The 22,006-nt window shown below is 66.1% G+C and carries 22 protein-coding genes; 11 read left to right on the top strand and 11 right to left on the bottom strand.

The annotated features are described in order from the left end of the window. Positions 1 to 41: 41 nt before the first annotated feature. Together AC1RHV_RS27000 and AC1RHV_RS27005 are read right to left on the bottom strand one after the other, a co-directional pair. The gene (locus AC1RHV_RS27000; RefSeq protein WP_054458419.1) at positions 42 to 1,322 is read right to left on the bottom strand and encodes a TolB-like translocation protein; all 1,281 of its coding nucleotides are present in this window, start codon (positions 1,320 to 1,322) and stop codon (positions 42 to 44) included. Between the two features lie 67 nt (positions 1,323 to 1,389). Next, positions 1,390 to 2,379 carry a Bug family tripartite tricarboxylate transporter substrate binding protein gene (locus tag AC1RHV_RS27005; protein ID WP_492302293.1) on the bottom strand — a complete coding sequence of 330 codons (990 nt, stop codon included), beginning with the start codon at positions 2,377 to 2,379 and terminating at the stop codon, positions 1,390 to 1,392. A 139-nt stretch (positions 2,380 to 2,518) separates the two neighbouring features. Between AC1RHV_RS27005 and AC1RHV_RS27010 the strand changes: the two genes are divergently transcribed. Beyond that, on the top strand, positions 2,519 to 3,424 hold the full coding sequence (locus AC1RHV_RS27010) for a LysR substrate-binding domain-containing protein (RefSeq protein ID WP_175213112.1): 906 nt from the start codon (positions 2,519 to 2,521) through the stop codon (positions 3,422 to 3,424). 52 nt (positions 3,425 to 3,476) lie between these two features. Here AC1RHV_RS27010 and AC1RHV_RS27015 read toward each other — a convergent pair whose 3' ends face one another. Next, positions 3,477 to 3,704 carry a hypothetical protein gene (locus AC1RHV_RS27015; RefSeq protein ID WP_175213113.1) on the bottom strand — a complete coding sequence of 76 codons (228 nt, stop codon included), beginning with the start codon at positions 3,702 to 3,704 and terminating at the stop codon, positions 3,477 to 3,479. Between the two features lie 199 nt (positions 3,705 to 3,903). On the opposite strand from AC1RHV_RS27015, the gene AC1RHV_RS27020 reads away from it, so the two are divergent. Continuing rightward, complete coding sequence (locus AC1RHV_RS27020; protein WP_054458550.1) at positions 3,904 to 4,833, top strand: NUDIX hydrolase; 930 nt, start codon at positions 3,904 to 3,906, stop codon at positions 4,831 to 4,833. Positions 4,834 to 4,877: 44 nt separating this feature from the next. Here the strand turns inward: AC1RHV_RS27020 and AC1RHV_RS27025 are convergent, their stop codons facing one another. Beyond that, positions 4,878 to 5,012 (bottom strand): type II toxin-antitoxin system RelE/ParE family toxin, encoded by a 135-nt coding sequence (locus AC1RHV_RS27025; RefSeq protein WP_119450694.1) that lies wholly within the window; start codon positions 5,010 to 5,012, stop codon positions 4,878 to 4,880. Between the two features lie 248 nt (positions 5,013 to 5,260). Here AC1RHV_RS27025 and nadC point away from each other — a divergent pair, with 248 nt between their 5' ends. Further along, on the top strand, positions 5,261 to 6,145 hold the full coding sequence (gene nadC / locus AC1RHV_RS27030; RefSeq protein ID WP_119450693.1) for a carboxylating nicotinate-nucleotide diphosphorylase: 885 nt from the start codon (positions 5,261 to 5,263) through the stop codon (positions 6,143 to 6,145). Between the two features lie 76 nt (positions 6,146 to 6,221). Next, positions 6,222 to 7,208, top strand: coding sequence for a tripartite tricarboxylate transporter substrate binding protein (locus tag AC1RHV_RS27035; RefSeq protein WP_054458428.1), 987 nt, complete (start codon positions 6,222 to 6,224; stop codon positions 7,206 to 7,208). 22 nt (positions 7,209 to 7,230) lie between these two features. On the opposite strand, the gene AC1RHV_RS27040 is transcribed toward AC1RHV_RS27035, so the two are convergent. Beyond that, positions 7,231 to 7,914 carry a tellurite resistance TerB family protein gene (locus tag AC1RHV_RS27040; RefSeq protein ID WP_492302294.1) on the bottom strand — a complete coding sequence of 228 codons (684 nt, stop codon included), beginning with the start codon at positions 7,912 to 7,914 and terminating at the stop codon, positions 7,231 to 7,233. A gap of 190 nt (positions 7,915 to 8,104) precedes the next feature. On the opposite strand from AC1RHV_RS27040, the gene AC1RHV_RS27045 reads away from it, so the two are divergent. Continuing rightward, a complete protein-coding gene (locus AC1RHV_RS27045) occupies positions 8,105 to 8,503 on the top strand; it encodes an OsmC family protein (protein WP_054458431.1) in 399 nt (132 codons plus the stop codon). Positions 8,504 to 8,554: 51 nt separating this feature from the next. On the opposite strand, the gene fabI is transcribed toward AC1RHV_RS27045, so the two are convergent. Continuing rightward, the gene (gene fabI / locus AC1RHV_RS27050; protein WP_013391441.1) at positions 8,555 to 9,340 is read right to left on the bottom strand and encodes an enoyl-ACP reductase FabI; all 786 of its coding nucleotides are present in this window, start codon (positions 9,338 to 9,340) and stop codon (positions 8,555 to 8,557) included. 117 nt (positions 9,341 to 9,457) lie between these two features. Further along, positions 9,458 to 10,342 carry a LysR family transcriptional regulator gene (locus AC1RHV_RS27055; protein ID WP_492302295.1) on the bottom strand — a complete coding sequence of 295 codons (885 nt, stop codon included), beginning with the start codon at positions 10,340 to 10,342 and terminating at the stop codon, positions 9,458 to 9,460. Positions 10,343 to 10,448: 106 nt separating this feature from the next. Between AC1RHV_RS27055 and AC1RHV_RS27060 the strand changes: the two genes are divergently transcribed. Both AC1RHV_RS27060 and AC1RHV_RS27065 read left to right on the top strand, forming a co-directional pair. After that, on the top strand, positions 10,449 to 11,522 hold the full coding sequence (locus AC1RHV_RS27060) for a succinylglutamate desuccinylase/aspartoacylase family protein (RefSeq protein ID WP_492302296.1): 1,074 nt from the start codon (positions 10,449 to 10,451) through the stop codon (positions 11,520 to 11,522). 24 nt (positions 11,523 to 11,546) lie between these two features. Continuing rightward, positions 11,547 to 12,479, top strand: a complete 933-nt coding sequence (locus AC1RHV_RS27065) for a pyridoxal-phosphate dependent enzyme (protein ID WP_492302297.1) — start codon at positions 11,547 to 11,549, stop codon at positions 12,477 to 12,479. 68 nt (positions 12,480 to 12,547) lie between these two features. Here the strand turns inward: AC1RHV_RS27065 and AC1RHV_RS27070 are convergent, their stop codons facing one another. The 4 genes from AC1RHV_RS27070 to gloB form a co-directional block, all read right to left on the bottom strand. Next, positions 12,548 to 13,237, bottom strand: a complete 690-nt coding sequence (locus AC1RHV_RS27070; RefSeq protein ID WP_492302298.1) for a DUF8462 domain-containing protein — start codon at positions 13,235 to 13,237, stop codon at positions 12,548 to 12,550. Next, a complete protein-coding gene (locus AC1RHV_RS27075) occupies positions 13,177 to 13,623 on the bottom strand; it encodes a hypothetical protein (protein ID WP_492302299.1) in 447 nt (148 codons plus the stop codon). Before AC1RHV_RS27075 ends, AC1RHV_RS27070 begins: the two co-directional genes overlap by 61 nt. A 390-nt stretch (positions 13,624 to 14,013) precedes the next feature. Continuing rightward, positions 14,014 to 15,432, bottom strand: coding sequence for a transglycosylase SLT domain-containing protein (locus AC1RHV_RS27080; protein WP_054458438.1), 1,419 nt, complete (start codon positions 15,430 to 15,432; stop codon positions 14,014 to 14,016). 7 nt (positions 15,433 to 15,439) lie between these two features. Then, the gene (gene gloB, locus AC1RHV_RS27085; protein ID WP_054458440.1) at positions 15,440 to 16,261 is read right to left on the bottom strand and encodes a hydroxyacylglutathione hydrolase; all 822 of its coding nucleotides are present in this window, start codon (positions 16,259 to 16,261) and stop codon (positions 15,440 to 15,442) included. A gap of 20 nt (positions 16,262 to 16,281) precedes the next feature. Here gloB and AC1RHV_RS27090 point away from each other — a divergent pair, with 20 nt between their 5' ends. The 4 genes from AC1RHV_RS27090 (at position 16,282) to AC1RHV_RS27105 (ending at position 22,003) form a co-directional block, all read left to right on the top strand. After that, entirely contained in the window at positions 16,282 to 17,055 is a 774-nt protein-coding gene (locus AC1RHV_RS27090) for a class I SAM-dependent methyltransferase (RefSeq protein WP_054458442.1), read from the top strand. A 67-nt stretch (positions 17,056 to 17,122) separates the two neighbouring features. Then, positions 17,123 to 17,584, top strand: coding sequence for a ribonuclease HI (gene rnhA, locus AC1RHV_RS27095; RefSeq protein WP_054458443.1), 462 nt, complete (start codon positions 17,123 to 17,125; stop codon positions 17,582 to 17,584). A gap of 180 nt (positions 17,585 to 17,764) precedes the next feature. Then, positions 17,765 to 18,853 carry an efflux RND transporter periplasmic adaptor subunit gene (locus AC1RHV_RS27100; protein ID WP_054458445.1) on the top strand — a complete coding sequence of 363 codons (1,089 nt, stop codon included), beginning with the start codon at positions 17,765 to 17,767 and terminating at the stop codon, positions 18,851 to 18,853. Positions 18,854 to 18,886: 33 nt separating this feature from the next. After that, a complete protein-coding gene (locus tag AC1RHV_RS27105; RefSeq protein ID WP_119450688.1) occupies positions 18,887 to 22,003 on the top strand; it encodes an efflux RND transporter permease subunit in 3,117 nt (1,038 codons plus the stop codon). Positions 22,004 to 22,006: the final 3 nt, after the last annotated feature.

The raw sequence follows: 22,006 nt of genomic DNA on the forward strand, positions 1-22,006 counted from the left end.
CCGTGATCGGAATTCCGGTTGAGGCGGCGGCGTTGCGATTGTCAGTCTTGCGGCCCGACGATGGGCGTGACGTCCAGCACATACATCTGCCGCTCGCCTTCGTGCACGGAGTCGATGCAGACCTGCGTGCCGTCGCGGCTCCAGCGCGGATGCAGGTCGCAGCGGTTTTCCTTGGACAGATTGGGATCGGCGTAGAAGCTGCCCAGCGAATGGCGCAGGCCGGTCTGCATGTCGTAGAGGAACAGGATGCGCTCGTGCGTGGTCGAGTCCGGATAGGTGTCACTGAGCAGCCAGCGCGTGTTCACGGGAGAGTAGGTCATGTGGCCGTTCTCCGTCAGCACGCCGTCGCCCACGACCTGGACCGCGCCGCCGGGCGCATCGCGGTAGAGGTGGTAGTGGATGCTGCCGTCATGCGGGCCCCACACGATGATGGTCTGGTCGTCGCGCCACAGCGGGTGCGAGATCTGGTATTCGGATTTCTCGTAGTCGAACGTGCCGACCGCGCCGGGATCGAAGTCGTCGGCCAGTTGCGGCAGCGGATGGTCGGAGCATTCCAGCAGGCGCATGTCGCTGCCGTCGGCGTTCATGGTGATCAGCCGGTGCAGGAAGCAGGTCTCGTCCTTGACGCGTTCGGTCCAGCGGTGCAGGAACAGGATGCGGGAGGACGAAGGATTGATCTCGATATGGCTGACCCAGTGGATGGCGCGCTCCATCGAGTCGCGCGGATGGAAGTTGCGCAGGTCGGCGTAGCTGACCAGCAGGCGGTGCGCGCCGCTTTCCAGGTCCATGCTGTGGATGCCGTCGTCGGCTGGGGCGTAGTCCACGGGGCCGGGGGCGTGTTCGCTGTAGCCGATGGTCTCGTGCGTGATGTAGAGGCGGCGGTAATCCACGCAGAGCGCGTAGCGGCTGTTGGGCGCGGCCACGTAGATGGGCAGCGGCAGGTGGCGCGTCTGGCCGGTGGCGACGTTGTGGACCGCGGAGCGGAAGCCCGGATAGAAGCCGCTGTCGTCGTCGCGGCGGCAGTTGTAGATCATCTGCGGCTCGGATTCGCCGTCCAGCCATTGCAGTTGGCAGCCCATCTGCCAGTTCCAGGCCGTGGTGCTGCCCACGGCGTGGTAGCGGTCGCCGTCCTGGAGATCGAAGTAACCCACCTCGGCGCTCAACTCGGGCGTGAGCCGCGCGTCCTTGAACGGCGTGCGGTTGGCCAGCAGATAGCGGCCGTCGCGATGCCAGACGGTCTTGTTGTAGTAGCCGAAGAAATGGTGGTGCGGCGTGACGCCCAGGCGGCGGCAGGCGATGGGCGTGGCGAGCATGCGGTTCATGGATGGCGGAGCAAAGATAAGGTCGAAAAGAAAAAAGGGCGGCGCAGGCGCCGCCCCTGGCAGGCGTTCAGCCCGCGGTGATGTGTTCGGTCTCGATGACCTTGTTCCAGCGGGCGCGTTCGCGTTCGACGAAGGCGCGCGCGTCGGCGGGGCTGTTGCCCACCGGGGTCATGCCCAGGCGTTCCAGGCCTTCGCGGAATGCCGGGTCGGCGTAGACGCGGCGCAGGTCGGCGCTGATCTTTTCGATCAATGCGTCCGGCACGTCCTTGCTGGCGGCCAGCGTGGTCCACGACGTCACCGTCAGGCCGGGCAGGCCGGCTTCGGCGGCGGTGGGCACGTCGGGCAGGGCCGGCGAGCGCGTGGCGCCGGTGATGGCCAGCGCCTTCAGCTTCTTGGCCTGGATGTAGCCGATGGTGGTGGGCACGTTCTCGAACAGCAGCTGGATCTGGCCGCCCAGCAGGTCGTTGGTGGCGGCCGAGCTGCCGCGGTATGGAATGTGCACGATGGGCGCCTGCGCGGCCATCTTGTAGAGCTCGCCCACCATGTGCACGGACGAGCCCACGCCGGCCGAGCCGAAGTGCAGCGTTTCCGGCTTGGCCTTTGCCAGCGCGGTGAGTTCGGCCAGGGTGTTGGCTTCCAGCGCGGGGTTGGCCACCACCACGTGCGGCATTTCGGCCACGATGGTGATCAGCTTCAGATCGCGGGCGGGTTGGTAGTTGAGGTTCTTGTAGACCCCGTAGGTGGCATGCAGGCCGATGGAGCCCAGCAGCAGCGTATAGCCGTCCGGCCCCGAGTCGGCGACGAACTTGCCGCCGATGTGCCCGCCCGCGCCGGGGCGGTTTTCCACCACTACCGATTGACCGTACAGCTTGCCCAGGTGTTCGGCCAGCAGGCGTCCCTGGATGTCGGAGCTGCCGCCCGCGGTGAAGGGCACGATGATGCGCACCGGGCGGTCGGGATAGTTGGCTTGCGCGTGCGCGGCCAGCGGCAGGGTGGCTGCCGTCAGGCCCAGGCACAGCGTTTGCAGGAGTTGGCGCCAGGAGCGGCGGAGGTTCATGTAGTTTCCCCTGGAAGGTTGGGTAGCGCGGGGGCGCATCTGGCGGCGCCCTTGGGAAAACCAGTGTAGGAGTCCTCATATATTTGAAAAAATTCTTTTTTCAACATAGGCTATGCAAGTTTGCTATACATTGCCTGCCATGAGCCGACCCCTGAATTTCCGCCAGATCGAAGCCTTCCACGCGGTCATGCTGGCCGGCACCACCACCGGCGCGGCGCAGATGCTGCGCACCACCCAGCCCTCGGTCAGCCGGCTGCTGGCGCAGGTGCAGCAGGCCAGCGGCCTGAAGCTGTTCGACATGGAGCGCGGACGTCTGCGGCCCACGCGCGAGGCCAAGGATCTGTTCGATACCGTGCAGCGGCATTTCGTGGGGCTGGAGCGCATCGAGGACCGCGTTGCCGCGATGCGGCGCAGCGGCAGCGGCGTGTTGCGGCTGGCCTGCACGCCGGCGCTGGGCCTGGGCGTGCTGCCCGGCGCGATCGAGACCTTCGCGCAGCGCTATCCAGAGGTCCACATCAACATGCAGACCGTGGGCAGTCAGTACCTGCGGGAAGGGCTGCTGCACGGCACCTACGACCTGGTGGTGACCACGGCGCCCATGGATGGCGCACTGCTGGAAATGCAGGCCTTGCACGAAAGCGCGGCGGTTTGCGTGATGCGGCCGGACCATCCGCTGGCGGCCCAGCCGTCCGTCGACATCATGGACCTGGACGGGCGCCGCCTGCTAGTGCTGAACGCGGATGACGACGTCTATCTGCAACTGCGCGGCGCGATGCAGGAACACCGGGCGCAGCCCGCCTCGGAAATCGAGACCACGTATTCCTCGACCATCTGCGCGCTGGCTGCCGCCGGCAGCGGCCTGGGCGTGGTCAATCCCTACATCGCCGCAGTGTTCGCGGACCGCTTGGCGATACGGCCGTTCACACCGCGCCTGCCGGTGCGCGTCAGCATGGCTTACCCCGCGCAGACCGCGCCGTCGTCGGTGACCGAGGCCTTCGTGGAGATCCTGGCGCGCGGTTTCCAGGCGCAGCCGAACGCGACCTGAGCGCGGCAGGGGCCGCGCCCGGGCTCGCGTATCATCTGGCCATCGCATCGGCTCAGTTCTTGCGGTTTTCGTAAGACGTATCCAGCACGTCATCTTCCGGGGTGATGATGCCGGGTTCGCCAGGTTCCGCCATGGCGCGTCCGCGCCTTGGCATGCCGGCGACCTCTTTGCTGTGATCCGCCATCGGCAGGATTTCGGTGCCTTTGCGCGGGTCGACGGCGACGGGTTGTTCCGTTTCAGCGGCCTTGGCCGCCTGCGGATCGGGGGCGGTTTTCAACATGATGTCTGCTCCGCTTGCGGGCGTCCCGGGATGGCGACGCGCCTGGTTGCCACTTCCATCTTAGGGCCGTGCGGCCGGCTGGGAGCAGGAATGCCTGTCACGTTTGCAAGGGGCTGTTGCAGGAGCCCGACCCTTATAATTTCCGACGCCTCGCGGCTTGCCGCAAGCCGCCCGGTTTCTCACTTTCCATAAGCCTACCTTGACTGAATCCGTCGAACGCTCCGTCCATGCTGAACTCGTTGCCGTGCTGGTCGCCGTCACCAACGGCGAGCCGCGGGTGCTGACGACCGACGATGCGCGCGCCTTGCCGGCCGGTCCCTTCAAGCTGTCGCACCGTTCGCTGCAGGCCGGGCTGCGCGCCTGGGTGGAGGAGCAGACCCATCACCCGCTGGGTTACGTGGAGCAGCTCTACACCTTCGCCGACGGCGACCGCTCCGATGAATCGGGCGCGCGCGTGATGTCGGTCAGCTACCTGGGCCTGACGCGCGAGGCGGGCGAGACCGGCGTGGCGCAAGTCGGCTGGCAGGATTGGTACCGCTACTTCCCTTGGGAAGACCAGCGCACGGGCACGCCCGCGCTGGTGGAAGAAATAATCGTCCCGCGTCTGGCCGCCTGGTGCGAAGACAGTAGCGATGCGGCCGTGCGCATGCGCCGCCGCCAACGCGCCGCTATCACCTTCGGACTGGACGGCTCGCCCTGGAACGAGGACATGGTGCTGCAGCGCTACGAGCTGCTGTTCGAAGCGGGGCTGGTGCCCGAAGCGGCCCGGCGCGGGGGCAAGGGCGCCGTGGTGCCGGGCGAACCCATGCGCCACGACCACCGTCGCATCCTGGCCACCGGCATCGCGCGGCTGCGCGCCAAGATCAAGTACCGCCCTGTGGTGTTCGAGTTGATGCCCGCGCAGTTCACCCTGCTGCAATTGCAGTTGGCCGTGGAGGCGCTGGCCGGGCGCGGCCTGCACAAGCAGAATTTCCGCCGCCTCATCGAGCAGCAGGCGCTGGTCGAAGAGACGGGCGAAATGGCCACGGGCACGGCCGGCAGGCCGGCCAAACTGTTCCGTTTTCGTCGTGACGTGCTGCTGGAGCGCGCTATTGCAGGGAGCAAGTTGCCGCTGTCTCGGGCGATGTGACGTTGAGATGCATCACGCTTGAGAGTCCAAGTCACCCAAGAGTTTTAGCGGTTCTCGCGGGTGTGCCACAGCCGCAGCACGTGGACAACCGCATCCTGGTTTTCGTAGCGAATCTCGTACTCTCCAACCAGGATTCTTCTCACCTCTCGTGGTTCGAATTGGAACAGTTGTTCGCCAATACGCGGGTTGGTCTAAGAACTTGATCTTGCCCTGCTCCTGGCGACGCCGTGATCAGCGCGAGGCAGATTTCGGACTCGATGACACGCTAATGATCTCGAAATAATCACAGTGATTAAAATTTAATCGATCACACAAGCTATTTCAAACTGGACGGAAAATGGCTGACGCTTGACAAGCCTTATGCTCGTCTCTAGCATAAGTGGTGCGCAATCTCCGCGCGCCTTTTTTTAACTGGTAAATACTCAAAATGAGCATTAAAGCCGAAGCGCCTATGACCATCGCCCGACTGCCCGTTCCCCCTCTGCCGGAAGTCATGCTGGAGCCGCTGGTGCGCGCGGCCTTGCTCGAGGACCTGGGACGCGCCGGGGACCTGACCACCGACGCCATCGTGCCCGCCGACGCCACGGCGCAGACCCGTCTGGTCGCGCGCCAGGAAGGCGTGCTGGCCGGGCTGGACCTGGCCCGCCTGGCGTTTCGCGCCATGGACCCGGGCATCAAGTTCGACGTTGCGCTGCGCGACGGCAGCGAATTGCAGCCAGGCGCGGAAATCGCCCGCATCAGCGGTAACGCCCGCGCCATGCTGACGGCTGAGCGCGTGGCGCTGAACTTCCTGTGCCATCTGAGCGGCGTGGCCAGCGCCACTGCGTCCATCGCCCGCGCCATCGAAGGCTACGGCGCCCGCGTCACCTGCACCCGCAAGACCATGCCGGGCCTGCGCGCCGTGCAGAAGTACGCGGTGCGTGTCGGCGGCGGCAGCAATCACCGTCACGGCCTGGACGACGCGGTACTGATCAAGGACAACCACATCGCGCTGGCGGGCGGGGTCGCGACGGCGGTCGAGCGGGCGCGCGCCGGCATCGGCCACATGGTCAAGATCGAACTGGAAGTGGACACGCTGGAGCAGTTGGAAACGGCGCTGTCCCTGGGCGTGGATGTGGTGCTGCTGGACAACATGAGCCTGGACGATCTGCGCCGCGCCGTGGCCATGGCGCGCGGCCGGGCCATCACCGAGGCTTCGGGGCGCATTACGCCCGAAACCGCCGCGGCGGTGGCGGCCACCGGGGTGGACCAGATCGCGGTGGGCTGGATCACCCATAGCGCCAAGGTGCTCGACATCGGCCTGGACGCCTGACCTTCCGCCGGCCGCCGGCCGGCATTGCCCATGCCCCCGCGCGCATGCCGCGCGGGGACGCTTGCAAGCCCGCATCATGAATCGCCTGCTTAGCTCTGTTCTCGCATTCCTGGTTTTGCCCCTGGCCGCCTGCGGCAATTCACCCTCGGGCGAAGCGCCCAAGGACGCCGCTTATCCTTCGCACCCCATCACCATCGTGGTGACGTTTCCGCCGGGTGGCGGCACCGACCTGCTGGCGCGCCGCATCGGCGCCAGCCTGCAGGAGCAGTTCGGCATGGCGGTGGTGGTGGAAAACCGTCCTGGGGCCAGCGGCAACATCGGCGCGCGCGCCGTGGCCGAAGCGCCAGCCGACGGCCATACGCTGCTGATGGTCAACAGTTCCTTCGCGATCAATCCGGGGGTCTACAGCAATCTGGGCTTCTCGCCCAAGCAGGATTTTGCGGCGGTCATCAACGTGGCCTTCGTGCCGTCGGTGTATGTGGTGCCGGCGGTTTCGCCCTGGCGCAGCCTGGACGATGCGCTGGCCGCCGCCACGCCGGACCGCCCGCTGCCGTTCGCGTCCTGCGGCAACGGCACGCCGCAACACCTGGCCGGCGAGATGCTGTCGCGCGCCACCGGCGCACCTTTGCAGCACGTGCCTTACAAGGGTTGCGGACCGGCGCTCACCGACGTGACCGCCGGCCAGGTTGGAATGGGCGTGGTCACCGCGTCCAGCGCCGCGCCTTTGATTGCGGCCGGCAAGTTGCGGGCGCTGGCCGTGACCTCGCCGGCGCGCTCGCCGCTGTTGCCGTCGGTGCCGACGGTGGCCGAGCAGGGCGTGCCCGGCTACGCGCTGGACCAGTGGCATGGCCTGCTGGCGCCGGCGGCCACGCCGCCCGCGGTGGTGGCCAAGTTGAATGCGGCAGTGGCGAAGATCGTCCAGCGCCCCGAGGTGCAGGCGGCGCTGCGCGAACAGGGCTTTACGCCCGCCAGCAGCACCCCGCGTGAATTCCAGGCCATGATCGACGCGGATATTGACCGATATACCGCCCTGACGCAGGCGATCGGCTTGCGCGCCGACTGAGCCGGGCGCAGGCCGGCCGGACTCAGGCCGCGGCGGCGGCCCGGGCGTGCTGTTCCAGCTGTTCCTTCAGGCCCGGCTGCAACTTGAGCTGGCGCGCCAGTTCGTCCAGATAGACGCGTTCCATGTAGCTTTCCTCATCCACCACCAGCAGGCTGGCCAGGTACATCTCGGCCGCCATTTCCGGCGTTTGCGCGGCTTGCGCGATCACGGACGGATCCAGGGGGCGCGACAGTTCGGCTTCAAGCCAGCGGCGGTCTTGCGCGTCCGACGACAGCTTGGATAGTTCAGTTTCGAGCAGCGCGCGTTCTTCCGGGCCGATGTGGCCATCGGCCTTGGCCGCGCCGATCATGGCGGTCAGCACCGCCGTGCTGTGCTGCTCGGCCTGGGGCGCGGGCAGGCGGTCCAGCGTCTGCGGGGGAGCGGCCGGCGCGCCAGCCTGGCTGCGTTGCCAGTCGCCATAGGCGCGATAGGCCAGGGCGCCCAGCGCCGCCATGCCGCCGTACATGGCAACCTTGCCGCCGATCTTGCGGGCCTTCTTGCTGCCCAGCAGCAGTCCGAGCGCGCCCGCGCCCAACGCGCCGCCGCCCAGGCCGGTCAGGAAGGACGAACCCTTGCCGCCCGTGGCGTTCTGCACGCGATTGGTGGTGTCCGACAGCAGCCCTTGCCCGGACTGCAGCAGTTGATCGAGAAGTTGTCTGGCGCTCATGCGGCCCCCTTTAAAGTTTGCTCAGGTATTGCGGATAGAGATATCCGACCGGAGCGGGAGGCAGAAGTTCAGCTTACAGTCAGTTGCTTGCGCGGGCGACGTCCTTGGAGCGCCCGCCAGGTGATACAACGTGGTCTGGGGCGGCCGCGGCGGCTGCCCGTCAGGACCCCGTTACCAGGAGACAGGACCCATGAGCATCCGCGTGAGCCAAAATGCGCCCAACACGCTGCAATTCACCGCCACGGCCGAAGGCCACGATCTGCCGCTGGACATGCCCCAGCCTGCCGGCGCCGGCCCCGACCCCCACGACTACTTCGACACCGCCCTGGGCGGCTGCAAGGCCATGACCTTGATGGTCTACGCGCAGCGCAAGGGCCTGCCGCTGGAATCGGTGGGCGTGGAAGTGGTGCGCGACGCCAGCGAGGAGCGCAAGGGGATCTACCGCCTGACGGCCAAGCTGACGCTGAACGGCGAGCTGTCCGACGCGCAGATCGACGAACTGCTGGCGGTGGCCGAGAAGTGCCCGGTGCACAAGCTGATGACGGCGGTGGACGTGCAGGTGTCCACCGTGGTGGTGCAGCCGGCCTGACGGGGCCGGTTGCGGCGGCAGGGGCTGGCGGCGGCCCCGCCGCGGGCGGATTCAGTCTTCCATGCCCGGGACGATGGTCGAGAAACCGGCATCCACGTGGGTGATCTCGCCCGTCACGCCGGCGGCCAGGTCCGACAGCATGAAGGCGGCGACGTTGCCCACGTCTTCGATGGTGACGTTGCGACGCAGAGGAGCCTGGGCTTCCACGAACTTCAGAATGGCCGAGAAGTCCTTGATGCCGCTGGCGGCCAGCGTCTTGATGGGGCCGGCGGAAATTCCGTTGGCGCGGATGCCGCGCGGGCCCAGCGCCGTGGCCAGGTAGCGCACGCTGGCTTCCAGCGAGGCCTTGGCCAGGCCCATGGTGTTGTAGTTCGGAACCACGCGTTCGGCGCCCAGGTAGGTCAGCGTCAGCACCGAGCCGTTGCGGCCTTCCATCAGCGGCAGCGCGGCTTTGGCCATGGCGGCGAAGCTGTAGGCCGAGATGTCATGCGCGATGCGGAAACCTTCACGCGACAGGCCGTCGAGGAAGTTGCCGGCGATGGCTTCGCGCGGGGCGAAACCGATGGAGTGCACCAGGCCGTCCAGGCCGTCCCAGTGTTGGCCGAGTTCGGCGAAGGCGCCTTCGATCTGGCTGTCTTCGGCCACATCGCAGGGCAGCACGATCTTGCTGCCGAATTCGGCCGCGAATTCGCCTACGCGGTCCTTGAAGCGGTCGCCCACGTAGGTGAACGCCAGTTCGGCGCCTTGCTGGTGACAGGCGCGCGCGATGCCGTAGGCGATGGATCGGTTGGAAAGCACCCCGGTGACCAGGATGCGCTTGCCGGCGAGAAAGCCCATATTTCTATCCTTTGATTTTTTCCCTCTGGAATCCGCCTATTTTAAGGAGTTTGCGCGGTTTCGCGATATGAAAATCCCTGGGACGGATCCGACCGGCATGAGCCTTTAGGACGGTTTTCAGAGCGACGGAAACAGGCGCACGAAACTGGCGAGCAAGGGATCGCGCTGGTCGGCGCGCCAGACCAACTCCAGATCGAACGTCAGGTCTATGCCGCCGATTTCCTTGAAGACCACGCCGGCCGGACCATGCAGCCGGAACGAGGCGGGAATGATGGCGCAGCCCAGGCCGGCCGCCACCAGGCCGAGGATGGTGGGAAGATCGGTCGCCACGGCGGCCGGGCGCGTCAACGGAATGCCGGCGGCCTTCAGGATGCGCACCAGCGCGTCATAGTGCGAGGGCGATCCGGCGCGCGGGAACAGGATGAACTTCTGGCCCGCCAGGTCCTTGAGCGTGCGGATCTTGCCGACGTTGCGCGCCACCGCCGCGGGCATGGCGAGCAGCATGCGGTCTTCATAGATCTTCATTCCCTCCACTTCGCCATCGAGCGGAGAGCGCCAGGCGACGACGCCCGCGTCCAGCTCGTGGCGCTTGATCGCATCGAGCTGCCAGGCCGACAGGCCGGATTCCAGCTGTACATCGGTATCGGGCGAGGCGCGCGACAGGGCCGCGATCGCCTGTCCCAGGCCGGGCAGCCAGCTGTAGCCGGGCATGATGCCGATCTTCAGCGAGCCTGCCTTGCCATTGGCCGCCAGCGCCACCTGCGCCCGCAGGGTTTCGGAACCCGCCAGCATCAGTTTCGCGTGGGCTAGCAGCGCTTCGCCGGCGCGCGTGAGCGCCACGCCGCGCGGCAACCGGACCAGCAGTTGCGCGCCGAATTCCTCTTCCAGCGCCATCATCTGGCGCGACAGGGCGGGCTGGGCGATATGCAACGCCTTCGCCGCGCCGGCCACGCTGCCGGCTGCGCACACCGCTGCGAAGTAGCGCAACTGTCTCAATTCCATGCCATGCCTCCCGGGCATATGTAGCAAGCATCAAAAGTATTTGTTGCTGATCAGTCAAATACCTATATTTTCGGATTTAACCCCATAACGTATACCCAAAAGGTCTATGACGAAACCGACATTCCGCGAGTCGTCGTTATTGCGTGACCGGCGGGTCGCGCACCTGTCGGCACGCAACCCGCACTGCGCGACGGCCTTCACCGACATCGATCTCGACGCGCCTGGACGCCAGGCGGGCTTCCTGCACATCCCGCAGTCGCCGCACGAAGACGCCTGGGGCACGGTACGCATACCCATGGCGGTGCTGGCCAATGGCGACGGCCCCACCGTCATCCTGGAAGCCGGCAACCACGGCGACGAGTACGAAGGCCAGATCGTGCTGGGCGAATTCATCCGCGACCTGCCACTGGACCGCATTCGGGGGCGCCTGATCGTCATGCCCGCGCTCAACGCGCCGGCAGCGGAAGCCGGCCTGCGTACCTCGCCGCTGGACGGCAAGAACCTGAACCGCACGTTTCCCGGCGACCATGCGGGCAGCATCACGGAACAGATCGCCGCCTACGTCAGCGACGAGCTGTTCTCGCGCGGCGACGCGTTCCTGAGCCTGCATTCCGGCGGTTCGTCGCTGGACATCATTCCCAGCGCCCTGGTCCAGCCGTCGCAAGACGCCGGGCAGACCCAGCGCAACATCGATGCCGTAATGGCCTTCGGCGCGCCGTTCAACGTGATGCTGGACACGCTGGGCGATACCCGCACCAGCGTCGCCACGGCCGTGGCGGCGGGGCTTACCTGTGTCAGCACCGAGATGGCGGGACGCGGCACGGTGACGGACAGTGCGCTCGCGCTGTGCCGCGCCGGCGCGCTGCGCGTGCTGGCGCATTGGGGCGTGCTGGACCAGGCTTGCGCCCAGCCGCTGGCGGCGCAGCCAGCGCCCCTGTGCAAGGTCAGCGGCGCGAAGTCCTACGTCATCGCCTCCGAACGCGGTGTGTTCGAGGCTTACCATCGGCATGGCGAAGCCGTCGAGGCCGGCCAGCCCGCGGGCCGCATCCACCAGACATTCGATCCGCGCCGCGCGCCGGTCGAGCTGGTTTACGGGACCAGTGGCGTCATCTTCGCCAAGCGCCATCCCGGCATCGTCGTGCCCGGCAACGTCTGCTGCGTTGTGGCCAGCGCGGCCTGATTCACCCATTTTGAAGAACGGAACATGGCAATCCATATCGAAACCCCGGCGCTCGCATCCCGCGCCTTCTCCCTGCGCAGCGGCAAGGACGTGCGCCTGAAGATGGAGGCGCTGCAGCCCAGCGGCTCGTTCAAGGCCCGCGGCATAGGCCACGCCTGCCAGATCTACAAATCCCGCGGGGCCCGGCGCTTCATCTCTTCGTCCGGCGGCAACGCCGGTTATGCGGTGGCCTACGCCGGCCGCATGCTGGCCACGCCGGTGACGGTGGTGGTGCCCGCCACGACCTCGGAGCGCGCCAAGAGCCTGATCCGCTCCGAAGGGGCGGAGGTCATGGTGCATGGCGCCTCCTGGATGGAGGCCAATGCCCGCGCGCTGGAACTCATGACCGAGGCGGATGCGTTCCTGCATCCCTTCGACGACCCTTTGCTGTGGGAGGGGCACGCGACCATGATCGACGAGCTGGCCCGGCAGGGCGGGCGGCCGGATGCGGTCATCTGCTCGGTCGGCGGCGGCGGGCTGCTATGCGGCGTGGTCGAAGGCCTGCGGCGCAATGGCTGGGCGGAAGTGCCGGTGATTGCGGCCGAGACGGCCGGCGCCGACTCCTATGCCCAGGCCCTGGGCGCGGGGGCGCCGGTGCTGTTGCCCGAGATCCGGTCCATTGCGACCTCATTGGGCGCGCGGCAGGTCTGCGACCGCGCGCTAGAGCTGGCGAAGGAGCATCCCATCGAGAGCGTGGTGGTATCGGATGCCGCCGCGGTGGCAGCCTGCGAGGACGTGCTGCTGGAGCACCGCATTCTGGTCGAGCCCGCCTGCGGCGCCTCGATTGCGGCGCTGGACGGCGGTTCGGAGTTCCTGAAGAACGCACGATCGGTGGCGGTGATCCTGTGCGGCGGCGTGGGCGTAACGGCCGGCCAGCTGACGCAATGGAGTACGCAGTTAGCAGGTGGTGGAGGTTAAGGAGTTGGTTTTGACGCTCTCGGGGAGCGCCTTCAAGGACAGCTCTCCAGTGCCTCAATACATAGGCCTCAGTTCGTCTGCCAGCTGTCTCCGGGCATGATGCGTTTCATGAATGCGTCGAAAATAGGCACGGTAAACGCCGTGTCGCCATGAGTTGGGCTCCAGAGCATTCCCTTGACGATCAGAGAGCCACGAACGGGGCCAAAGGACGCAACGGGCCGGCCCAACTGCTGCGCAATATCACCGGATCTGTGAGGACCAGGTCCCAATTCCGCCATCGCGCGTAAGTACTTTTTTTCGGCCGGAGTAAGCCGATCGAATCGGACGCGAAAAAAACCTTCATCCAATGCTGCGACGGCTTCGCGAGACGCGTTCTCGACGTCCTCCACAGTGATCGGGCTGGCTGTCGCAACATCCCAGGCGCATTTTCCCCACTCTTGTAGGAAGTATGGATACCCCTGCGTTACGGCAATGATCGAGTCGATCGCGGCGGGCTCGACTTCGACGTTTTCATTGTTTGCCGGTACGTTGATCGCCAACGTTGCATCAGCCGTGCTCAACGCTCCAATCTCGGCAAATTTGAACAGTCGTTCCGCATAGGACTTCGCCTGGCCCATGCGCCCGCGTAGCTGGGGTAGTCCTGCGCCGACCAAGGTAACGGGCAACTGCTGTTGTGCACACCGGTGTAGCGCGGAGATCAGCGCCGCCAGTTGCTCTTCTTCAACGTATTGGAGTTCATCAATGAAGAGGGCGACCACGGTATCCGCTGCTCGGGCAGCGCGGCAAGGTCCTCTTCCAGGTCTCCGTTATCAGCAAGGCCGGGTTCTGGTTCGTAGTCGAAGCCGACTTCGATGTCCGTAAACGAGACCTTGAGCCTTCTTGCGAAGCCGGCCAAGCCTCTTAGCCCCCTGATCGCGATGTCTTTGGCGGCCTCTACTCTGCTTAGGCGCAGGAGGGCCAAGCGCAGTTGCGGCGCCAGTAGTGCTGGCAAGGACTTATTCTCGGGGGCCTCGACGCGAACGGTGTGCGCGCCTCTATCTTCCGCATCGGATCGCATCTTGTCCAAGAGCACAGTCTTTCCGACGCCACGAAGGCCGAACAACAAGACGCTTTTGGCTTGCTTGCCCCGCTTCAGGCGTTCCAAGCACACGCGCACGTCCTCGCGGATGTGGGCACGTCCCGCGAGTTCGGGAGGAGGGCTGCCTGCGCCTGGCGCGTATGGGTTCAGGACAGGGTTCATATGTACGGAAATTAGAGAAATTATCCTGAATCGATAATTTCACTAATTTCGCTATCAACAAGATTAAGAGAAGGGATAGTGGGATTGCGGCAAGCGAACTTGCCAATCAATCTCCTGCGGGGCCGTTCCCTATGCAGCTTGTTGGGCTTGCGCTTGACGACGCATGGTTTTTCGGCCGATTGGGAGCAATTTTCCATAGAAATCACCGGCCGAAAATGGACTGACCCCAGAAGTCGGACACTAGTCCAACTTCTGGGGTCGTTTCATGGTGAGTCTTTATTGTTTCTGCGCCGATCAGCCGCGGGCGTTGGTGCCCGGCACGCGCAGTTGCGAGCCGACCTTCAGGGCGCTGCCCTTGATGTTGTTGAGCGCGCGCAGCGCGTCGACCGAGGTGCCGTACTGCTTGGCCAGCGAGAACAGCGTGTCGCCCTGGCGCACCTTGTGGGTGCGGACATTGGGGCGGGCGCTGGCCACGCGGGCGGCCGGCGCCTGGGTGGTGCGGCCGCGCGGGGCGGCGGCCTTGTTGTCCGACGGCGTCGAGTCCAGCGCGCCCACCGGCGTGGCCAGCGAGGCCAGCTGCACGCCGCCCGTGCCGGGTTCGCCCGGCACCAGCAGGGATTGGCCGGAGGCGGATTTCTGGCGCGAACCGATGTCGTTGGTCTGGCGCAGCGTGGCTTCGCTCACGCCGAAACGCTTGGCGATCGAGGCGTAGGATTCACCGCGGCGCGTATGGTAGATCTTCCAGGCGCTGAGGTCGCCCTTGTAGTTGGTCAGGTTGGCGTTGAAGATCTCGACGCGGTCGGCCGGCAGCAGCAGGGTGGGGCCGTGGTCGCCGCGGATCACGGGACGGTTGAACGAGGGGTTCAGCGCCTTGAATTCGTCCAGCGGCATTTCGGCGAGCTTGGCGGCGATTTCCAGGTCGATGTCGCTGTTCTTCTGGACCGTCACGAAGTAGGGCGTGTTGCCCACCGGGGGCAGGGCCACCGCGTAGCGTTGCGGATCGGCGATGATGTTCTTGATGGCCTGCAGCTTGGGCACGTAGTTGCGGGTTTCATCGGGCATGTTCAGGGACAGGTAGTCCGTGCCCTGGCCGGCCGCCTCGTTCTTGGCCATGGCGCGCTGCACCGAGCCTTCGCCCCAGTTGTACGAGGCCAGCGCCAGGTACCAGTCGCCCTGCATTTCAAACAGCTTTTCCAGGTAATCCAGCGCCGCGTTGGTCGAGGCGATGGGGTCGCGGCGCTCGTCGCGCCACCAGTCCTGCTTCAGGTTGAAGTGCTGGCCCGTGGCCGGCACGAACTGCCACAGGCCGGACGCCTGGGCGCGCGACAGCGCGGTCGGGTTGTAGGCGCTTTCGACGAAGGGCAGCAGCGCCAGCTCTGTCGGCAGGCCGCGGCGGTTGATCTCGTCGACGATGAAGTACAGGTATTTGCCTGCGCGTTCCGCCATGCGCTGCACCGACTCGGGGTGGGACGCATAGTACTCGGTCCACTGCTGCGAGAGATCGGTGTTCAGGTTGGGGATGGCGAAACCGCGGCGGATGCGGTCCCAGGCGTCGGCGGGCGGGTTGGTCAGGTCAACCGTCCGGGACGTGTCGCGGGCGATGTATCGCCCTTGCGAATTGGTGGTGAGGTTCTTGCTATCGGGGGCTTTGGTTCCTGCGCAACCGGCGAGGACTGCCAGCATGAGCGGCAGAAGGAGTCGGGATAGATTCATCGGGTTGTCACTTGAAATCGTTCTTCCATTCACGAAGGGAGGCAAAAACCTCTACCGGCGTAGCGTGGCTGCGGCCGGCCCAGCGCTCTGCGGCGTGGACGACCTCAACTTCTTGCGTGCGCAAAAACGGATTGGCCGCGCGTTCCTGCCCGATGGTGGACGGAAGCGTGGGAAGACCTTCTGCTCGTAATTGCTGGGCCTGCTGGTGCCACTGTTGCAGGCTGCGGTTGGCCGGATCGACTGCCAAGGCCCAGCGCAAGTTCGCTAGAGTGTACTCGTGTGCGCAAAAAACCTGTGTATCTGGCGGTAAAACAGCAAATTTCCCTAAAGAATCATGCATTTGCGCCGGAGTGCCTTCGAAAAGACGGCCGCAGCCCCCCGCAAACAGGGTGTCGCCACAGAACAGAACCGGCTCCTGACCGGCCGCCCGGCCGTAGTAGGCGATATGGCCGGCGGTGTGCCCGGGCACGTCCAGCACGGCCAGATCCAGGTCCAGTTCCGGGATCGCCACGCGGTCGCCCTGCGCCAGGCGCACGTCGCAGCGCGGCAGCTGTTCATGCGCGGGGCCGTATACGGTAATGCCCTCGATGCGGGACAATTCCGGTACGCCGCCCACATGGTCGCCATGATGGTGCGTGAGTAGAATGGCGCGCAGTCTCAAGCCGTTCTGGGCCAGCCATTGCAGCACCGGGCCGGCGTCGCCGGGATCGACCACGGCGGCTTCATCGCCGCGGACGATGGCCCAGATGTAGTTGTCGTTGAAGGCGGGTAGAGGCAAGACCGCGGCGTTGCGATCGCGGCCGCCTGTGGGGGCGGTCAAGGCTTGCATGGGATTCGAAGGAATAGAACGTGGCAGAAGATACTCCGCCGATTGTAGAACTGGCCGAATGGTTCCAGACGCCGCCGGGACAGTACGTACTGGCCTGGGAGCGGGCGCAGTTCGATGCGGCTGTCGCGGACGTGTTCGGATATTACGCCTGGCAGGTGGGTCTGGCGGACATGAATCTGCTGCGCGCCAACCGCATGCCCTTCAAGGGCTACGTGGGCGCCGAGACCCCGTCCGCGGAAAGCGCGGCGGCCTGGCAGTCGCGGGTGGTGCTGGCCGAGCCCGAGGCCCTGCCGTTCGAATCCCAGAGCGTGGACCTGCTGATCCTGCCGCATGCCTTCGAGTGCGCGGACGATCCCCACAACGTGCTGCGCGAGGTCGAACGCGTGCTGGTGCCCGAAGGGCGGGTCGTGATCTCGGGCTTCAATCCCTGGAGCATGTGGGGCATGCGCACGCGCATGCCCGGCATGGAACCCTGGCTGCCGCAGCCGCCGTCATCCCAGGTGTCCTTGCCGCGCCTGAAGGACTGGTTCAAGCTGCTGTCGCTCGAGGTCGAGGCCAGCCACTTCGGCTGCTACGCCCCGGCCTGCCGCAGCGAAAAGTGGCTGCAGCGCTGGTCCTTCCTGGAGTCGGCGGGCGCCCGCTGGTGGAGCGTGGGCGGCGCGGTCTATCTGGTGTCGGCCGTCAAGCGGGTGGCCGGCATGCGTATCATTGGCCCGGCCTGGAAGAAGGCCAAGCCCAAACGCGCCCGCGCCGCGTCCGTGGTGGTCAACCGCCACGCGGACGACGGCTCCTGAGGCCCCAGTCCCGCGCCGCGGGGCCAATTTTTGGGACTTTTTTTAGCAAGGAATACCAAGCAGCACCATGCAGGACGACAAAGCGAACGAGCAGAAAGTGGAAATGTGGACCGACGGCGCCTGCAAGGGCAACCCCGGTCCGGGCGGCTGGGGCGTGCTGATGCGCGCCGGCAGCCATGAAAAGACCCTGCATGGCGGCGAACTCCAGACCACCAACAACCGGATGGAACTGCTGGCAGTCATCCAGGGCCTGCGCGCGCTCAAGCGCCCGTGCACGGTCATCATCCACACGGACTCCCAATATGTAATGAAGGGCATGACCGAGTGGCTCGCCAACTGGAAGCGGCGCGGCTGGATGACGGCCGACAAGAAGCCGGTCAAGAACGCCGAGCTGTGGCAGCTGCTGGACGAACAGGTGCAGCGCCATACCGTGTCCTGGCGCTGGGTCCGCGGCCACGCCGGCGATCCCGGCAACGAACGGGCAGACCAGTTGGCCAACATGGGCGTGGAATCGGCCCGCCGGGGCTGAGGGCATCGGGATATACCCTCAAATCCGCCCTCTGGGGCGGATTTAGTTCTTTCATCCGGCTTCAGGATTGTTCCAGTATGTAAATCCGGGTGCTAAAGTGCCAACCCTCATTCCAGTTCCTGCGGCGCAGTCCGCGTGGGGGCATGCCAGGCCCGCGCCGCAATACCGCCACATTCGCGCATGAAAAAAGCAGTACTGCTCGCCGCCGTAGCGGCAGGGTTGGCCGCGGGGGCCGCGCTCGGCGTTTTTGTGCCGCGCTGGCTCGCCTTCGGAACCGTCAGTCCACAACCCGGCGCCGTCGAGGCGCCCCTCGTGACGCGCGTTGCGCCCGTTCGGGTCGAAGTGGCCGCCGTTGAAGAGATTCCTTTCGCGCGCGGCATCTCGGCCGTGGGCAGCCTGCGCTCCGACGAGTCCGTGGTGCTGCGACCAGAGGTCGCGGGTCGCATCCAGTCGATCGATTTCAAGGAAGGCCAGCCGGTCAAGCGCGGCGACGTGCTGATCCGGCTGGACGATTCCGTGCCGCGCGCCGAGCTGGCCCAGGCGCGCGCCAACCTGACGCTGGCGCAAAGCCACTACCGGCGCTCGGTGGAGCTGCAGGGCAAGGGTTTCGTCAGCCAGCAGGCGCGCGACGAATCCGCCAGCACCCTGAAGGTGCAGGAAGCCGCCGTGGCGCTGGCGCAGGCGCGCCTGGACAAGATGACGATCTCGGCGCCGTTTGGCGGCATCGCGGGCCTGCGCAGCGTGTCGGTGGGCGACTACGTCAACCAGGGCCAGGACCTGGCCCCGCTGGAGGCGATCGATCCGCTCAAGGTGGATTTCCGCGTCCCTGAAATGTATTTGAGCAAGGTGGGCGTGGGCCAGCAATTGACGCTGCGCATGGACGCGCTGCCCGGCCAGGAGCGCCAGGGCGTGGTCTACGCGGTCAGCCCGCTGGTCGACGCGGGCGGACGCTCCATCCTGCTGCGCGCCACGGTCCCCAACAAGGATGCGGTGCTGCGTCCGGGCATGTTCGCCCGCGTGCAGCTGCAGTTCAACCAGGACAAGGCGCTGGTCGCGCCGGAAGCCGCGCTGTCGCCCTCGGGCGCGACGCAATACGTCTACCGCGTCAAGGATGGCGTGGCCGAGCGGCGCGAGGTCACCATCGGCGAGCGCCGCGAGGGCCGCGTCGAAATCCTGACCGGCGTGGCGGCGGGCGACCGGCTGGTGGTGTCGGGCCTGCAGCGCGTGACAGACGGCGCCGCGGTGACCGTCCTGGCCAACGGCGCGTGACGCCGGCTTTTTTCCCTATGTGGCGGTAGCGCAATGCGTATCTCGGAAACCTGCATCAAGCGGCCGGTGTTCGCATCGGTCCTGTCGCTGATCATCGTGCTGATCGGCCTGATTTCGTATTCGCGCCTGACCGTGCGCGAGTATCCGAAGATCGACGAGCCCATCGTGTCGGTGGACACCACCTACAAGGGCGCCTCGCCCGAGGTGATCGAATCGCAGGTGACCAAGCCGCTGGAAGACCAGCTGGCCGGCATCGAGGGCGTGGACGTGATGACCTCGCGCAGCCGCTCGGAACGCAGCCTCATCAACATCAAGTTCAACCTGTCCCGCAATCCGGACGCCGCGGCCGCGGAAGTCCGCGACAAGGTTTCGCGCGCCCGCCGCTTCCTGCCCGACGAGATCGACGAGCCCATCATCGGCAAGGTCGAGGCCGATTCCCAGCCCATCATCTACATCGCGGTCGAGTCCGGTTCGTACTCCGCGATCCAGACCTCGGACTACATCAACCGCTACATCAAGACCCGCCTGTCGGTGCTGCCCGGCGCGGCCGAGGTGCGCGTCTTCGGCGAACGCCTGCCGTCCATGCGCATCTACGTGGACCGCGACAAGCTCGCCGCCTACGGCCTGACCGTGCAGGACGTGGAGGCCGCGCTGCGCAGCCAGAACGTCGAGATTCCGGCCGGCCGCATCGAGTCGCGCGCCCGCGAGTTCTCGGTGGTGTCTTCCACCGACCTGCAGACGCCGGCCCAGTTCGAGAACGTGATCGTCGCCAACGTCAAAGGCTATCCGGTCCGCATGCGCGACGTGGCCAATGTGGAGATCGCCGCCGCCAGCGACCGCGTGCTGTCGCGCTTCAATGGCAAGCCAGCCATCAACATCGGCGTGACGCGCCAGTCCACCGCCAACCCGCTGGAACTGTCCAAGGCGGCGCGCGAGGAAGTGGCGCGCCTGAACGAGAACCTGCCGGCCGGCATGAAGCTGAACATCGCGTATGACTCGTCGGTGTTCATCGAACGCTCCATCGACTCCGTGTTCCACACCATCGGCGAAGCCATCGTCCTGGTGGTGCTGGTGATCTTCTTCTTCCTGCGCAACCTGCGAGCAAGCATCATCCCCATCGTCACCATTCCGGTGTCGCTGGTGGGCGCCTGTGCGCTGATGTACCTGTTCGGTTTTTCCATCAACACGCTGACGCTGCTGGCCATGGTGCTGGCCATCGGCCTGGTGGTGGACGACGCGATCGTGGTGCTGGAGAACATCTTCCGCCACATCGAAGAGGGCATGCCGCGCAAGGAGGCCGCGCTGCGCGGTTCGCGCGAGATCGGCTTCGCGGTGGTCGCCATGACCATGACGCTGGTCACCGTGTACGCGCCGCTGGCTTTCGCCACGGGCCGCACCGGGCGGCTGTTCATCGAATTCGCGCTGGCGCTGGCCGGCGCCGTGCTGGTGTCCGGTTTCGTGGCGCTGACGCTCACGCCCATGATGTGTTCGGTGCTGCTGCGCCACCAGAGCAGCCACAGCCGCTGGTACAACCTGATCGAAGGCTGGCTCAACGGCATGAGCAACGGCTACCGGCGCGCGCTGGCGCTGGCCCTGCGCCACCGCTGGGTGGTAGTGGCCATCGGCCTGGCGGTCGCGGCTGCGAGCGGCGTGCTGTTCAAGGTCGTCAAGAGCGAGCTGGCGCCCATCGAGGATCGCGGCGTGGTGTTTGGCATCGTCAGCTCGCCTGAAGGGGCGACGCTGAACTACACGCTGGAAAGCATGCTGGGCATCGAAAAGTTCTACTCCGACATTCCGGAGGCCAGCGGCAGCCAAGTGACCGTGGGCTTCCCCACCGTGACGGACGGCACCGCTATCCTGCGCCTGAAACCCTGGGAAGAGCGCAGCCGCAAGCAGCAGGCCATCACGCAGCAGCTGCAGCCGCAATTCGCCTCGCTGCCCGGGGTGCGCGCGTTCCCGACCAATCCGCCGTCGCTGGGCCAGTCGGCGCGTTCCAAGCCGGTTGAGTTCATCATCATGAGCCAGGCGTCCTACGCCGAGCTGTCGCGCCTGACCGAGGTGTTCCTGGCCGAGCTGCGCAAGTATCCCGGCCTGATCAACCTGGATACCGACCTGCGCCTGAATACGCCCGAGCTGCGCGTGCGCGTGGACCGCGACAAGATGGCCGACGTGGGCGCCAATGTGGATACCGTGGGCCGCACCCTGGAATCCATGCTGGGCGGCCGCCAGGTCACGCGCTACAAGGACGAAGGCGAACAGTACGACGTGATCGTGCAGGTGACGCCGCGCGACCGCGCCAATCCCACCGATATCTCGGGCATCTACGTGCGGGCGCGCGACGGCAGCATGGTGCAGCTGGACAATCTGCTGGGCGTGCACGAGGGCGTGTCGCCGCAATCGCTGAACCACTTCAACCGCCTGCGCGCCGTGAAGATCGACGGCGCGGTGGCGCCCGGCTACGCGCTGGGCGAAGTCCTGACGCACATGCACCAGGTGGCGCGCGACGTGCTGCCCAACACCATCGTGACCGACCTGGATGGCCAATCGCGCGAGTTCCGCGATTCCTCCGGCAGCATCTATCTGGTCTTCGCCATGGCGCTGGCCTTCATCTACCTGGTGCTGGCCGCGCAGTTCGAAAGCTGGCGCAATCCCTTCATCATCATGCTGTCGGTCCCGCTGTCCATGACCGGCGCGCTGCTGGCGCTGTGGCTGACCGGCGGCACCTTGTCCATCTACAGCCAGATCGGCCTGATCACGTTGGTGGGGCTGATCACCAAGCACGGCATCCTGATCGTCGAATTCACCAACCAGCTGCGCGACGAGGGCAAGGAGTTGTTCGAGGCCGTGGTCGAAGCCAGCGTGCTGCGCCTGCGCCCCATCCTGATGACCACCGGCGCCATGGTGCTGGGCACCGTGCCGCTGGCCTTGTCCACGGGCGCGGGGGCGGAATCGCGCCAGCAGATCGGCTGGGTCCTGGTGGGCGGGCTGATGCTGGGTACACTACTGACCTTGTTCGTCGTGCCGGTGGCCTATACCTTGATCGCCACCGCACGCAAGAAACCCGGCCAGGCCGGCAGCGCAGCGCATCACCCGGACCCCGCTCCGGCGCCGCACGCGCAGCCCGCCGCGCCTGCCCAAGCGTCGGAATAAGTT

The sequence above is a fragment of the Achromobacter sp. GW823-FHT04E03 genome (genome assembly GCF_058796095.1).